Genomic DNA, 14,779 nt, shown 5'->3' with positions numbered 1-14,779 from the left:
ACCTCTGCGTGACCCCATGGTCGTAACTGCAGCAATTGACCGGACAAAGGCTTCCCATGAGTGAAGATGCACAAGATGTCGTTCTGATCGTCGAGGACGACGAATCCATTATGTTTGTGCTGGGTGAATACCTGGCAGGGTTGGGCTATCGGGTCTTGAAGGCAATTGATGGGGAGCAGGCCTTCGAGATCCTCGCGACCAAGCCGCACCTGGACCTGATGGTCACCGACTACCGCCTGCCGGGCGGCATTTCCGGGGTGCAGATCGCTGAGCCGGCGATCAAGCTGCGGCCGGAATTGAAAGTGATCTTTATCAGCGGTTACCCGCAAGAAATCCTCGACTGCAACAGCCCGATCACGCGTAACGCGCCGATCCTGGCCAAGCCGTTTGACCTGGATACGCTGCAAGAGCATATCCAGCGTTTGCTGGCCTGACTGCTAGCTTGCCCGCGATCTGCCGGCGAGAGTAGCTCCTCGCCGACAACCTCGATGTCAGTCAATAAAACCCAATACCTCCTGCTTTTGGCGTTGCGTGAACTCGCTCACTGGACGATTGCCTTCGATCAACTCGAATGTCCCATTCGGCTTGACGTCAATGCCACTGGCGGTAGTGATCGTGATTGAGTTCGGGTGCTGAGTGGCCAGATCCCGCAGCAGCGTTTCCCCGTTTTGCTCCTGCTTCAACACCGACGCTATTCCGTATGGGCGCCAGGTGTTGTCGCCTCCCACCACAATAAGTTTTGCAGCACCGTCGCCAAATGAAGCCTGTGCGTCTCTCAGTGCCTTGGATTGCAGTTCGTTCAACGAGCTGCCTCGCAGGTGCATCAGGGTTCGCTTGTGGTAAATACCCTCCTTGAGGTCCGAAAGAATCACGATCGCCGTGCAGTCGCTGATACCGCGGGTAGTGAGCACAGTGCGGGTGTCGATGACCGTTGCCGAATCGTATTCTGGAACAAACACCGATTCCGGCTTGGCGGAGGCTGCCGTTGCGGCGTTTGCAGGTACGGATTCAGGCTGTACCGTACTGCGTGGTGGGAACAGAGAGTCTTCGTACAGATGCGTTACCGATTTTCGATTAACACTGGCCGCATTTATCCATGAGTCGTCATGTACGCTGATTTTGAACTCAAGCGTGTTTGTCGTGCTGCCGTACGTTGTGTACTGAATCGGCAGCTTTTTATCATTGAAGATTTTGTCCAGGCCACGCTTCATCATTTCCGGGTCTGAAAAGGTAGCGATACCGAAATTTGGATCATAGAAAAAGTATTTTCTATTCACGCCTTCGCCCGCCACGCCGGCCATTACCGCGTGCCCGGGCATACTCATCATCAGCGTTTTGTTGCCTATCGTGCTGGCCAACTCAGGGACAATCTCCACAGGTGAGATTTGTCGAGTCGGCTGTGCCCCATGAAACATGACAGGGCTGGTCACCTGTTTTTGCACATCGCTGAGTGCAGATATGAACTTTCTAGCCGGCGCAGCGGTGGGATTGGCCGCCGCTTCGAATAAGTTACCCATCAACGTCAGTTCCTTTCCCTCCTCAATTGCATGAGCCATTACGCGTGAAAGTGCCGCACATTGCCCTCCGCTGAGCGGATTGACTTGGCTGAGGTAGAGCACCTGCGGCAGGGGTATCAGCGTTCCGCCCACAGAACTTACATTTTCCGAAAACTTATTGGCACTCCTCAGCCCATGTTGAACAGCGAGCCGTTCACGGTGCCGGGCGAGAATCCCCAGTTCTTGCGCCGTCAGTGTTTTATGGTTGACGGCCAACTTCATTACGTCTTCAGCTTTCATCTTCGCCGAGTAGCCCGCAACGTCCTTGGGCAAGCCACCGTTGTAACCGTTTTCAAATAACGCCTTGTTCGGGCCGTTTTTAGTGTTTTCAAGCAATTCGCTCCACTCTTTTTGGATCCGCTTTGACTCGGGTGACTGGGACTGAATAAAGCTTTGCCATTTTCCGAGTTCATCAAGGTCGGCACGCGCAGAAGGTAAGAAACCGTCGAGGGGGACGCCACAAGGCTTCCGGGTGACTGCGTCGAGCGCATACCATTTTCCAGTCTTCATCACCCCTGCGCCCTCAACGATTACGCCCTGGGCCTTGAATGTACCGATCGCGCCTGCATCGAATTGTTTGAACGCCTTGATCACATCATAGTTGGAAGCGGCCCCGGTCAACGTTCTGACACCTTTGAGACCTTTCGACAGCACGGTTTTGCCGCCTTTTGCCACAGCGCCCAACAACGCACCCACACCGTCCAAGGGGTTGAGCGAGCCAATGGCGGCACGCCCAAGGATACTTGCGACACGGCTGACATGTTGGCCTACCGTGGCCCCGGCCTTGAGGACTTTAGCGCCTTTTGCAGCGGCCCCAAGACCGATGACAAAGCCCAGGGCGTCCAGCGCCAAATCACCAATGCCCGCGCCAATATTACCTTGCTGAAAGTTACGAATGGCAGAACGAAGAGGAATAAGGTCGAGTAAAAACTCACGCGCCCTTTTATAAAATGGAACTTCCGTGTCGAACGTGGTCGTGCCCTTGGCTGCGCTTGCGTACTCTCGAATGCCGGTGTCTTTAACCATGGCATCAGCGATGTATTGCGTGCGCTCGCTGAAGTAACTGTCAGGGACGCCAGTGTCACCTTTGGGGAAGAGGATGTGGGCGTTGTAGTTGCCGTCAGGCACTACCGGCTCCAGATGAGTCTGACTAATGCCTGCGCGGAATTCAGTAGGTTTTGGCTGCGGGGCAAACGCGCTTGTCGCGTGGCGTACGTGAATGCTATTAGTCGATAAATTCAGGGTATAGACGCGTGTTTCACCCGCCAGCTCACTCTTTATCTTCAAGCAGTTGGGGGTCGCTCTTTTTTCGGTGGTTGCGCCGAAATTATTCGTTTGAAAGAGGATCTCCTTGACGATAGTCAATCTGCCATTCTCAATAAACTTGCGCTCTGGCAGCGGTAGTTTAGAGATCAGGTTTTTGGTTTGCGCCGCTACGGCCGCTTCAACGTTATTAAAATAAAGTGGAAGGTCGCGTTTAAAATCTGCCTCAACCTTATAAATACTCGGCACTTGGTCAGCACGTTGCCTGATCAACGACACGTCTATCTCGGTGTTACTGGAAACCATCGTGCGCTCAGAATGCTCCAGCATGCCTTTACGGTAAATGTCCGAAATAGAGTAAGGGCCTGGCTCATCGCGATTTTCGGGCGTGAAGGTTATGCACTTGTCGTCAAAAGGTAAGTCGCCGTACACCTGTTTCAAGTTATCCCGTGCCCTGCGCGGAAAGTCGGGCATATCCGTTGCGAGCGTCTTGGAAGCGGCGCTCAACTCAGCCACTTGCTTGCTGAAGGCCGCCCTTACGGTGCCCATCTGCGCCTCGGTGTATTCATCGCGGCTGTTCGGCGTGATCAAGCCATGGACGACGCCCCAATCTTTCAGGGCGGTGTATTGAGCTGTCTGTTCAACTAACCGGTCTTCAGCGGTAACCGGTGCCAGGTCGGCACGCAGCATGACTTGCGCAAACGTCATGTGGCTGCTCGAGCCGGGAGCCTGCGCCTCGATACGCGCTACTGCGGTACTCAACGTCACCCACGTGTGGGTCCCGTAGGTCACTTGCTCGGGTATGTCCTTGACCAGGAGTTCCGGCGCCTTGCGCGACAAGAGTAAATGCACAGCAATGGGGGCCATCTGCGCCGTGGCTTTTTTCTGGCGGATCAAGTGATCAGCCAGCGCCTTGCGAATGGCGGACGGGTGTTGGTTCCAGTGGCTGCTGCTGGTCAGGTCAAATCCTGCGGCCTTGGTTCTTGAGGAGGCCGGTGGGTTGGTAAAGATACTCTCCTTGTCAAGCGAGGCGTGGATCTGTGCCAGTACCCAGTCATTGATGCTTTGAGGCGTCGCTATTCCCTGGAAGGCGTCCTGAGTGTCCGCGCCCATCTTTTGAGCTTTGTCTGATTGGAGGATCTCGCCGATCACCTGATGCGGAAAATGATTGAGGGTGTTCGTTCCCCAGTGAAGGTTGCGGGTCAAATAGCCAAGGATAGACGAGTCTGGCGTCCATTCCAGGAATGTAACCGACCTGGAATGGAGCTTGCGCTGCGCCTCGTTACTCAGCGGTACGGGCCAAGACAGCGCTCCGCCACCATCGCCGTGGGCAGGCGTTACAGGTGGAGCGGTCTGCAGCGCTTGCGCAAGGTTCATCAGCTCATCAAAGTTCTGTGGAAGGCGCATGCCTTGGTCAACCATGAACTGATACAGGCTGACGGTTGCGCCGGGTTTCAGGTTGTGCTGCCAGTAATAGGAAGAAGCAGGATCTACCTGCAATGTAATACGTTTAAAGGCGTCTTGATGGGCGGGGGTAAAGGGTTTTACGCGATCTTCGGCAGTCTTGAAGGGCCAAAAGCTTTCCACATAGCCGGGCTGCGACGTGATTTCCACCTCCGCCAACTTAAGGTGCAGCTCGGTACGTATCTGCGTACATAGGGCGGTTTGATTATTCAAATCGCCCAGTCCCGACGCTTCATGACTCAGGTCGCCCCTGAGATCATTGACCGAAAAAGGTTGAGCTTGCAGCTGCTCGGCACGTTGCATCAGGAGTTTCTTGTAATCAGGTGAGCTGACGCGGAAGTCGCTGGGGATAACTTCGCCATAAAAACGCGCGACGTCTTGCGCACTGGCGGTATTTTGCGCCCCGACCCTGACGAGGCCACCGGAAGGCGCCAGCGCTTTGACTGCACTCACGAGCAGGGGCCAGCCGATGAAGTCGTGGTAGTTGATGGACTGGGTTACGCCCGCGACCGAGCAGACGATGTTTCCGGGCGTGGCATTGATCATTAAGCCTTTGGACAGATCAATATTTTTCTCTTCGGCCCAGCTCTTCATCTGCGGGCTTTTGAGCAGGTTATGCAGATGGGTTCGCCATTGCCCGAACGTCGACGTCGGCGGAATATTATTGATGATTGAGTCGTGAGGATCCTGAATCGGTTCGGCCTGTACACACTTAAGCAGCGTGTCGGCGTACAACCTTGTCAATGCTTTGTCACCGCTGGCCTCAGGTGTTTCATCGGTCGGTTGCGTGGTGCTTATCACTGAGCCTTGGGCGGAGGAGAGGGCCTGTGATCTCCCCTCGGCGGGCTGGATGACACTGCGGGGCCAACGCGGGGCAGATTGGAGCAGATTGGAAACGGATATATTCATTGATGGAATTTTCCCCCGGTCGATGCGGATTTAGGTTTTTCGTACGTACGCCTTAGCGTTTCGTGGAGAAAAACACGCATCGATTCCATCTTTTCCTACTAAAGTCGTATCCGCTCGTTGCTAGCCCTGGATCATCTCCCGCACTTTTGCCGTCAACAGATCAAACGTGAACGGCTTGGTGATCAGCTGCATCCCCGTGTCGAGAAACCCACCGCGCACCGCAGCGTGCTCGGCGTAACCGGTAATAAACAACACCTTGAGGTCCGGCCGTAGCTGCCGACCGATCTCCGCCATCTGCCGGCCGTTCATGCCGGGCAGGCCAACGTCGCTGATCAGCAGGTCGATACGCTGCTCAGACTCGATAATGGGCAGCGCCGTATCGGCATCACCCGCCTCGACGAAGGCATAGCCCAGCTCTTTGAGCACTGCGCACACCAGCACTCGCACCGCCGGGTCATCCTCTACGATCAACACCGTTTCACCGGCATTGGCGAACGGCAGCAGTGTTGGGTTCAGCGGCTCTTGCGTGATCATTTCGCCGACGAAACGCGGCAGGAACAGGCTGACGGTGGTGCCGTTGCCGACTTCACTGTGGATCGTTACATGGCCATGGGACTGGCGGGCAAAGCCATAGATCATCGACAAGCCAAGGCCGGTGCCTTGGCCGATGGGTTTGGTGGTGAAAAACGGATCGAATACGCGGCCCATCAGGTGTTCCGGGATACCACAGCCGGTGTCGCTGACGCTCAGTTCGACGTAGTCACCGGGCGTCAACGTGCCGTAGGCGGCGGTGAATACGCTGTCGAGGTGGCGATTGGTGGTTTCAACCACCAATTGGCCGCCGCCGGGCATCGCGTCCCGCGCATTGATCACCAGGTTGAGCAGGGCGCTTTCCAGTTGGTTGGGGTCGGCTTCGGCGGTCCAGAGGTGTTCGGTAAGGCGCATCTGCAGGGCGATGCTTTCGTTGATGCTGCGTTGCAGCAGCTCGCCCATCGACGTCACCAACTGGTTGATGTCCACGGGCTTGGAGTCCAGCGATTGGCGCCTGGAAAACGCCAGCAAACGGTGGGTCAGGCCGGCGGCGCGGTTAGCCGACGTCACGCCCAGGTCGATCAGGCTGTCGAGGTCGTCGAGCTTGCCGCGCGACACGCGTCGGCGCAGCAGCTCGAGGCTGCCGATAATCCCGGTGAGCATATTGTTGAAGTCATGGGCAATGCCGCCGGTCAATTGGCCCACGGCTTCCATTTTTTGTGACTGGCGCAACGCTTCTTCGTTGTTACGCAGTTGCGCCGTACGTTCTTCGACTTGCTGTTCCAGGGTCTCCAGCGTGCGCTGGAGGCGCAGCTCGCTTTCGCTCAAGTCGATCAAACGGTCGCGGGCTTCATATTGCCGCCGTCGACCGCGCAGGGCTGCACTCACCAGGCTGATCAGCGTCACCGGATGGAAGGGCCGCTCCAAAAAAGTCACGTTGCCCAGCAGCCCGCCCAGGTGCGAGGAGCCGTTCTGTTCGGTTCCGCCGTGGTGAGTCATCAACACAATCGGCAAGTCCGACCAGGCCGGCTGTTGATGCAAGTGCTCCAGCAGCGGTTCGATATCTACGCCGCGCAGGGCTTCGGCGGCAATCACCAGCAAGCCGGCGCCCTGTTCCAGGGCTTCGCATAAATGTGTCAGGCCACTGGCAATGATGCCGCTGTAACCGGCTTCGTTAAGCATCATCAGCGCCAGTGAGCCGTCACGGCCCAAGGGCGCCAGGATGATCGCACGCTCGGACGTGGGAGACAGGCGGGTCACTAGCCCTCATCCTTGAGCAGAGGCGAGCCGGCGCCCATGTACGTCGGAATGCCGCGCAGCACGCCCTGGAAATTGTCCAGGGGTTCGCCCACCGTCATGCCACGGCTGCCGATGCGGTATTCGCGAATCGTCGACTCGTGGGCACCGGTGCGTTTCTTGATGATCGAAATGGCTCGGCGCACTTTGCCCAAGGCTTCGAAGTAGCGCAGCAGAATCACGGTGTCAGCCAGGTAAGTGATGTCGACCGGCGCTTGCATGTCGCCGACCAGCCCGTGCTGGGCAACGGTCATGAAGGTCGCCGCGCCCCGGCGGTTCAGGTACAGCAGCAATTCATGCATGTGCAGGATCAGCGCGTTTTCTTCCGGCATGGCGGCCTGGTAGCCGTTGATGCTGTCGATGACCACGGTTTTGATCCCGCCTTCGTCGACGCAACGGCGTACCCGGTGCGAGAACTCGCCGGGAGACAGCTCGGCGGCGTCAACCTGCTCAATCAGCAGATTGCCAGTGGCTTGCAGCGCGGCCAGGTCAATGCCCATGTTGCGCATACGTTCGAACAACAAACCCAGCTCTTCATCGAAGATGAACAGCGCGGCTTTTTCGCCACGGGCCACGGCGGCAGCGGCAAAGACCATCGAAATCAGCGACTTGCCCGTACCGGCCGGGCCGAGGATCAAGCTGCTGGAACCGGTCTCGACGCCGCCGCCCATCAGGTCGTCCAGCGCGGTGATGCCGCTGCTCAGGGTCTGGCGCATGTAACCGCCGCGATGCTCAGCCGCCACCAGGCGCGGGAACACATGGATGCCGTCGCCCATGATGGTGAAGTCGTGGAAACCGCCGCGGTATTTCTGGCCACGGTATTTCACCACCCGCACGCGGCGGCGTTCGGCGCCGTAGCTGGGGGTCAACTCTTCCAGGCGAATCACGCCGTGCGCCACGCTGTGCACGGTTTTATCCAGGGATTCGGTGGTCAAATCGTCCAGCAAAAGCACCGTGGCGTCGTAGCGCACAAAGTAGTGCTTGATCGCCAGGATCTGGCGGCGATAACGCAAGGAGCTTTGCGCCAGCAGGCGGATCTCCGACAGGCTGTCGAGCACCACGCGGGTCGGCTTGACCCGCTCGACCACTTCAAAGATCTGGCGGGTGGCTTCGCCCAGTTCCAGGTCAGAGGAGTACAGCAAGCTCTGCTGGTGGTCAGCATTGAGCAAGTTTTCCGGTGGGGTGAGTTCGAAGATATGGATGTTGTCAGCCAGGTCCCAGCCGTGGGACTTGGCGCCCTGGCGCAATTCGCGCTCGGTTTCGGACAGGGTGATATACAGGGATCGCTCACCGTTTTTCGCGCCGGCTTGCAGAAAGTGCAGCGCTACGGTGGTTTTGCCGGTGCCAGGTTCGCCTTCCAAAAGGAACAGGTGGCTGCGTGATAGCCCGCCGGAAAGAATGTCATCAAGACCTTCGATACCGGTGGCCGCCTTTTCACTGAACAGCTCTTTGGATGTAGACAAGAAGTGCCCTCGGGTCACGTACAAGTAGAGGAGCGCGCCGCCTTGGGCGCGCCATATTTACTTGACCGTAGTGGCCCGTGGCGGTTCAACGTTTGCTGATATTTGTACAATGCGGCTTTGGATTTACAAGTTTTTCAGCCGGGTTAAAGGCCTTGCTGCAGGGCCGGGTCGTCTGGGTTCTGTTGCTCAAGCTGGGCCAGCAAAACTTGCACGTTCTGCAATTGGCCGGTTTCTTTCCAGTAGTTGACCAGCAACACGCGGGCTTTGCGGTTGGCGGGATGGCGTTGAATGATTTCTTCCAACTGGCGTTGGGCCGCTTCCAGTTCTTCCTGGGCGTGCAGGGTGGTGGCCAGGTCGTAACGGTAGTCTTGATTGTCCGGCTCCAGCTCCACCGCCTTGGACAGGCCGAGCAGGGCGTAAGGGCGCTCGCCATGGTGCAGCAGCCACATGCCCAGCGCGTGCTGCAAGTAGGCGGATTCCGGGTGCGCCGCCAGTTGCCGCGCCAGCAATTGGCGGGATTCGTCTGTCTTGCCTTGCTTGTCCAACAGCTCGATCTGCGCCACCACGGCTTGCAGGTTGTCCGGCTGCAAACGCATGGCCTGCTCCAGCGCATTTTGCGCGTCCGGCAGCAGAACGCTGTGGATGTACAGGCGCGCCAACTGAATCCAGCCTTCAGCGGTTTCGGGCTGGCCCTTGAGCTTTTTCACGAACTCATCGAGTACCTGCTGCAAAGGGCCGAAATACAGGCCCAAGGTATCCGGCGACAGGCCGAGCAAGGCATTGGCGGCAGCAAAGCGCACTTCCTGTTCGGGATCATCCAGCACGGGCCCCAGTAACAAGACGCGTTGGCCGCTGGGCACCAGGCCGACGATGCTGTGGATCGCCGCCTCACGCACCAACGGCGAATCATTGGCCAAGTCCTTATCGGCGAGCTTCAGTGCCTGGGGGCTTGGGTAGTTGGGCAATTCAGCGTGCAATGCCGCGCGCCGTTCAGGCGACAGGTCCGGTCGCCCAAGCTGTTGATACAGCACCCGCGCCGCGCCTGGTTCACCGTTATGTGCCTGTTTCAAGGCTTTGGCGTAACCATGGGCAATGGCCGGCGGCACGGCCACCGGAGTTGCGCGGGAGAAAAACCAGGTGAGCAATACAATTAACAACAGGGCGCACAGGCCGATGATGGAGTAACGGCGTGACTTTGACATGCAGGCGTCCAAAAGCTGGGGGCAGCTATCGCAAAGCCATCAGCTTCGGTCAGACCACGGCGGGTGTCAAACCCACATCAGGTCAACACGTAGTCAATCGGCTCCAAAGCAGGCGGCAAGTCGACTTCGCCCAGCGCCGCGAGAATCTCACGCTCCAGAGTGCGCACGATGGCATTGCAGGGCAGGTCGTTTTCATCAAAGCCGAACGGGTCTTCCAGGTCGTCGCCAATTTCATCCAGGCCAAAGAAGGTGTAGCTGACGATGGCGGTGAACACCGGCGTCAACCAACCCAATGGCTCGGCCATGGCGAACGGCAGCAGAATGCAGAACAGGTAAATGGTGCGGTGCAGCAGCAAGGTATAGGGGAAGGGCAGTGGCGTGTGTTTGATCCGCTCGCACGCGGCCTGCACCTGGCTCAGGCTGACCAGTCGGGTTTCCAGCTGGGTGTAGCGCCATTCGCTGATCACGCCTTGTACGGCCAGCTGGGAAAACCGCGCACCCAACTGTTGCACTACATGGTCGGGGAGGTTGGGGTGCGCCGGGTCAACGCCGATCCAGGGTTTTATCGCGCAAGCCTCGTCCTCATGGCGCAGGCGCGCAACCAAACCATGCGCAAAGCCGCAAAGGCCACGCAGCAACCCGGCACGTTGAACCGGGTCACCCAGCACCTGGGTTTCGCGAATCAGCGAGCGCACCTCAATGACCATCTGCCCCAACTGCTTGCGGCCTTCCCACCAGCGGTCGTAGCAGGCGTTATTACGAAAGCTCATGAAGATCGACAGCGACAACCCCAGCAAGGTGAAGGGCGTGGCATTGACCTTGGAAAAATAGGCCGGGTGCAGGGTTTCGACCAGCACGATCACCGAGGCCAGTAACGTAACCAGCAGGCTGCGCAGGGCAATGCGCTTGGCAATCGAACCCTTGAGGGAAAACAGGATACCCAGGAGGTTGGGTTTGGGACGCACAATCATCGCGGGGAAGCTTCTTCGGTGGCGCAGGCCATCAGGTTAGAAGCTGGAATGAGGTGCGTCCAATCACTTGCGCCAACAGCATCATCGGCAGGGTCTATCAGCACCCTAACGAGGTGTCGCGCAGCCACAAATATTTGGAAACAGGCGGACGCTTACCTTCGCAGAGTTCGAATCCTATGATCACCGACCGGTTAGTCGCGGGCCAAATGATCCCTAAACTTAAAAGGAAGCTACGCATGTTGCTCAAGCGTATTTTTTTGGTCGCCGGTCTGCTGCTCGCCGTCCCGGCATTGGCCATCGAACTGAGAACCAGCCCCGCCATTGATGAAGTATTCAAGAACGCCAACGTAACCGGCACATTCGTGTTGTATGACACGAAGACTGGCCAGTGGGTTGGCCATGATCAGAAACGCGCTGCGACACGCTTTATTCCTGCGTCCACGTTCAAGATTCCCAATAGCCTGATCGGCTTGCAGACCGCCAGCGTCAGCAGCGTCGACGAGGTGTTCTATCGCCACGATGGCAAGCCGCAGATGCTCAAAGCCTGGGAAAAAGATATGAGCCTGCGGGAGGCTATCAGTACGTCCAATGTTTTGGCTTATCAGGAGCTTGCGCGGCGTATCGGCTTGAAGCCGATGCAAGCGAACCTGAATACACTCGACTATGGTAACCGCATCATCGGCAACTCAGTGGAGACATTCTGGCTCGACGATTCGCTGCAGATCAGTGCTATCGAGCAAGTAATATTTCTTACCCTCCTCGCACAAGGGAAATTGCCATACCCGGCGGCCGTTCAAACAGAGGTACGGGAAATCATCAAGCTGGAGACAGGAACAGATTGGACCCTGTACGGCAAGACTGGCTGGGCCGGGAAGGATGACCCAGGCATCGGCTGGTTTGTAGGGTGGGTCGAACAAGCAGGAAATATCCATGTATTTGCCTTGAATATCGATGTACCGCGCGACAGTGCGCCGCCGACCTTGCCGACGGCGTTGGCAAAGCGGGTGGGCATCACCAAAGCGAGCTTGGCGGCAGCAGGTGTGGACCTTTCACCGGCAAATCAAATAAAGCGTGTACACATTCCTGGCTCCGACTTTCCAGTGTCGCAGGCCGTTGTGGTGCCACCCAATGCACATACCTATCTGCTCAGCGGAATGCTGCCGAACGTGGCCGACAAAAGCGCCCCGAAAGACACCGTGCAAGCCTATGGGAGTACGCAGGTCCAGACCGTCTCCGTGCTTGGCCGTATAGAGGCCGCCCTGGCCAGGCAAGCGCTGACCATGGGCGACATCGTTCAATTGCGGGTCTATCTGGTGGGTGACCCCCGCAGTAAGGGCAAACTGGACCTCGCAGGCTTCCATGCAGGTTACAACCAGTTTTTTGCAACCGGCAATCAACCGAATAAACCGGTACGCATGGTTGTGCAGGTCGCTGGGCTCGCGCTGCCGGGTGCTCTGGTTGAGCTCGAAGCCACAGCCGCCAAAGTGCACTAACCCTCAATATTTACCCGTATCTGCCGTGCAGTGCGGGTAACGCCAGTGGCGAATTAACTATTGGCCAAACCAGTCAGCCAAGTTGAAGGCTTTGACCATTGCTGCTGTAAGGCTCTAGAGCGACTATTTCCGCGATTTACATGCTCAAAAATGTCCTGAAAATAAAAAACACAAGGATTTGAAGCGATGCGTGAGTATTTGGCTGCCACCACCGAGTTTGATTACCAGCACACCGTCGACGCCGCACTGGCCGGTAACCTGCAGGCGCTGAATGCCTGTGTGGAATGCTGCGACCGACACGCGTTGCCGGGGCGCATCGCGTTATTTTGGGAGGGCAAGGACGGGCAAAGCGCGACGTCGACCTTCACCCAGTTGCAAGACCAGGCAGCCCGCTTCGCTAATTTCCTGTTGGCCCAGGGCGTCAAACGCGGTGACAAGGTGGCGGGCCTGCTGCCACGCACGGCGGAACTGCTGGTGGTGGTGTTCGCCACGTGGCGCATCGGCGCGGTCTATCAACCATTGTTCACCGCGTTCGGGCCCAAGGCCATTGAGCATCGGCTGAACAGCTCCGGCGCGGCCTTGGTGGTCACTGATGCGATAAACCGGCCCAAGCTGGCCGACGTTGAGGGCTGCCCGACCATTGTCACGGTTGCCGGCGCCAAGGGCGAAGGCATCGTGCGGGGCGATTACAGCTTTTGGGCTGAATTGCCCAATTATTCAAATGTCTGCGAGCCGGTGTTGCTGGGCGCAGACGACCCATTCCTGCTGATGTTCACCTCGGGTACCACGGGCCCGTCGAAAGCCTTGTCGGTGCCGCTCAAGGCGATTGTTGCGTTCCAGAGCTACACCCGCGACGCGGTGGACCTGCGCCCCGAAGACGCGTTCTGGAACGTGGCCGACCCGGGCTGGGCCTACGGCATCTATTTCGGCGTGACCGGGCCGTTGTCCATGGGCCACCCGATCACCTTCTACGATGGGCCGTTCACCCTGGAGAGCACGTGCCGGGTGATTAACAAATACGCGATAACCAACCTCACCGGCTCGCCGACCGCGTACCGCCTGCTGATTGCCGGTGGCGAGCAGTTCGCCCGCTCGATCAAGGGCAAGCTGCGCATTGTCAGCAGCGCGGGCGAGCCGTTGAACCCAGAGGTGATCCGCTGGTTCGCCGATAACCTGGGCGTGACCATTCATGACCACTACGGCCAGACCGAGCTGGGCATGGTGTTGTGCAACCACCACGGTCTTGAGCACCCGGTGCATGTCGGCTCGGCCGGGTTTGCCTCGCCGGGGCATCGCATTGTGGTGCTGGATGACGATCACCAGGAACTCTCTGCCGGCCAGCCGGGAATCCTGGCCATTGACCGTGAACAGTCGCCGATGTGCTGGTTCGCCGGCTACGAGGGCGTGAAGACCAAGGCGTTTGTCGGCAAGTACTACCTCAGTGGCGACACCGTGGAGCTGAACCCGGACGCCAGCATCAGTTTTGTCGGGCGCAGTGACGATGTGATCACCACCTCCGGCTACCGCGTAGGCCCGTTCGACGTGGAAAGCGCCTTGGTCGAGCACCCGGCCGTGGTCGAAGCCGCCGTGGTCGGCAAGCCGGACCCGGAACGCACCGAGCTGGTAAAGGCCTTCGTGGTGATCAACGCGCAGTACCGCGCCACCCCGGAGCTCGCCGAAGAGCTGCGCCTGCACGTGCGCAAGCGCCTTGCCGCGCATGCCTACCCGCGAGAAATCGAATTTGTCAGCGACTTGCCCAAGACCCCGAGCGGCAAGCTGCAGCGTTTTATTTTGCGTAATCAGGAAATCGCCAAGGCTCAAGCGGCACTGGCGTGATCTCTTTCAAAGGAAATAAAGATGCAGATTGAAAACAAGGTATTCCTGGTCAGCGGCGGCGCTTCGGGCCTCGGCGCGGCCACCGCAGAAATGCTGGTAGCCGCCGGCGCCAAGGTGATGTTGGTCGACCTGAATGCCGAGGCCGTCGCGGCCAAGGCCAAACAGCTCGGTGATAACGCTCGCAGCGCGGTGGCGGATATCAGCCAGCAAGCCGCTGCCGAAGCGGCCGTGCAAGCCGCTGTCGCCGCCTTTGGCGGGTTGCATGGGCTGGTGAACTGCGCGGGCGTGGTGCGCGGCGAAAAAATCCTCGGCAAAAACGGCCCGCACGCCCTGGCCAGCTTCGCCCAGGTGATCAACGTCAACCTGATCGGCAGCTTCAACCTGTTGCGCCTGGCCGCTGCGGCCATCGCCGAAACCGAGGCGAATGCCGATGGCGAACGCGGCGTGATCATCAACACCGCCTCAGTGGCAGCCTTTGACGGGCAGATCGGCCAGGCGGCGTATGCGGCGTCCAAAGGCGCCATCGCCAGCCTGACGCTGCCGGCCGCCCGCGAACTGGCGCGCTTCGGCATTCGGGTCATGACCATCGCCCCGGGCATTTTCGAAACGCCGATGATGGCCGGCATGACCCCTGAGGTGCGCGACTCCCTGGCGGCCGGCGTGCCATTCCCGCCACGCCTGGGCAAACCGGCCGAGTACGCCGCGCTGGTGCGGCACATCATTGAAAACAGCATGCTCAACGGCGAGGTGATCCGTCTCGACGGTGCCTTGCGCATGGCAGCCAAGTAAGGAGGA

The 14,779-nt window shown here is 58.5% G+C and carries 9 protein-coding genes and 1 pseudogene; 5 read left to right on the top strand and 5 right to left on the bottom strand.

The features are described from left to right. Positions 1-56: 56 nt before the first annotated feature. A complete protein-coding gene (locus ACA065_RS15655) occupies positions 57-434 on the top strand; it encodes a response regulator (RefSeq protein ID WP_003217591.1) in 378 nt (125 codons plus the stop codon). A 57-nt stretch (positions 435-491) separates the two neighbouring features. Here the strand turns inward: ACA065_RS15655 and ACA065_RS15650 are convergent, their stop codons facing one another. The 5 genes from ACA065_RS15650 to ACA065_RS15630 form a co-directional block, all read right to left on the bottom strand. Next, entirely contained in the window at positions 492-5,084 is a 4,593-nt protein-coding gene (locus ACA065_RS15650; RefSeq protein WP_497690446.1) for an Mcf1 protease effector domain-containing protein, read from the bottom strand. A gap of 228 nt (positions 5,085-5,312) precedes the next feature. Continuing rightward, entirely contained in the window at positions 5,313-6,983 is a 1,671-nt protein-coding gene (locus ACA065_RS15645) for an ATP-binding protein (protein WP_497690445.1), read from the bottom strand. Beyond that, positions 6,983-8,482 (bottom strand): ATPase domain-containing protein, encoded by a 1,500-nt coding sequence (locus tag ACA065_RS15640; protein WP_497690444.1) that lies wholly within the window; start codon positions 8,480-8,482, stop codon positions 6,983-6,985. Before ACA065_RS15640 ends, ACA065_RS15645 begins: the two co-directional genes overlap by 1 nt. A 143-nt stretch (positions 8,483-8,625) precedes the next feature. Continuing rightward, entirely contained in the window at positions 8,626-9,684 is a 1,059-nt protein-coding gene (locus tag ACA065_RS15635) for a tetratricopeptide repeat protein (protein ID WP_497690443.1), read from the bottom strand. Positions 9,685-9,761: 77 nt separating this feature from the next. After that, the gene (locus ACA065_RS15630) at positions 9,762-10,655 is read right to left on the bottom strand and encodes a bestrophin family protein (RefSeq protein ID WP_497690442.1); all 894 of its coding nucleotides are present in this window, start codon (positions 10,653-10,655) and stop codon (positions 9,762-9,764) included. 236 nt (positions 10,656-10,891) lie between these two features. Between ACA065_RS15630 and blaOXA the strand changes: the two are divergent. The 4 genes and pseudogenes from blaOXA to ACA065_RS15610 all read left to right on the top strand — a co-directional run. After that, positions 10,892-11,698: pseudogene (blaOXA, locus tag ACA065_RS15625) on the top strand (class D beta-lactamase); the annotation flags it as partial. A gap of 111 nt (positions 11,699-11,809) precedes the next feature. Then, positions 11,810-12,148: a Rid family hydrolase gene (locus ACA065_RS15620; protein ID WP_497695359.1), complete on the top strand. Its 339-nt coding sequence runs from the start codon at positions 11,810-11,812 to the stop codon at positions 12,146-12,148. Positions 12,149-12,334: 186 nt separating this feature from the next. Next, positions 12,335-13,984 (top strand): AMP-binding protein, encoded by a 1,650-nt coding sequence (locus ACA065_RS15615; protein WP_497690441.1) that lies wholly within the window; start codon positions 12,335-12,337, stop codon positions 13,982-13,984. A 21-nt stretch (positions 13,985-14,005) separates the two neighbouring features. Then, positions 14,006-14,773, top strand: a complete 768-nt coding sequence (locus tag ACA065_RS15610) for an SDR family NAD(P)-dependent oxidoreductase (protein WP_497690440.1) — start codon at positions 14,006-14,008, stop codon at positions 14,771-14,773. The last annotated feature ends 6 nt before the right edge of the window (positions 14,774-14,779 follow it).

The sequence above is a fragment of the Pseudomonas sp. LBUM1640 genome (assembly GCF_059716225.1).
Note: the sequence above shows the minus strand (reverse complement) of the source record. Positions and strands in the feature narration are given on the sequence as shown.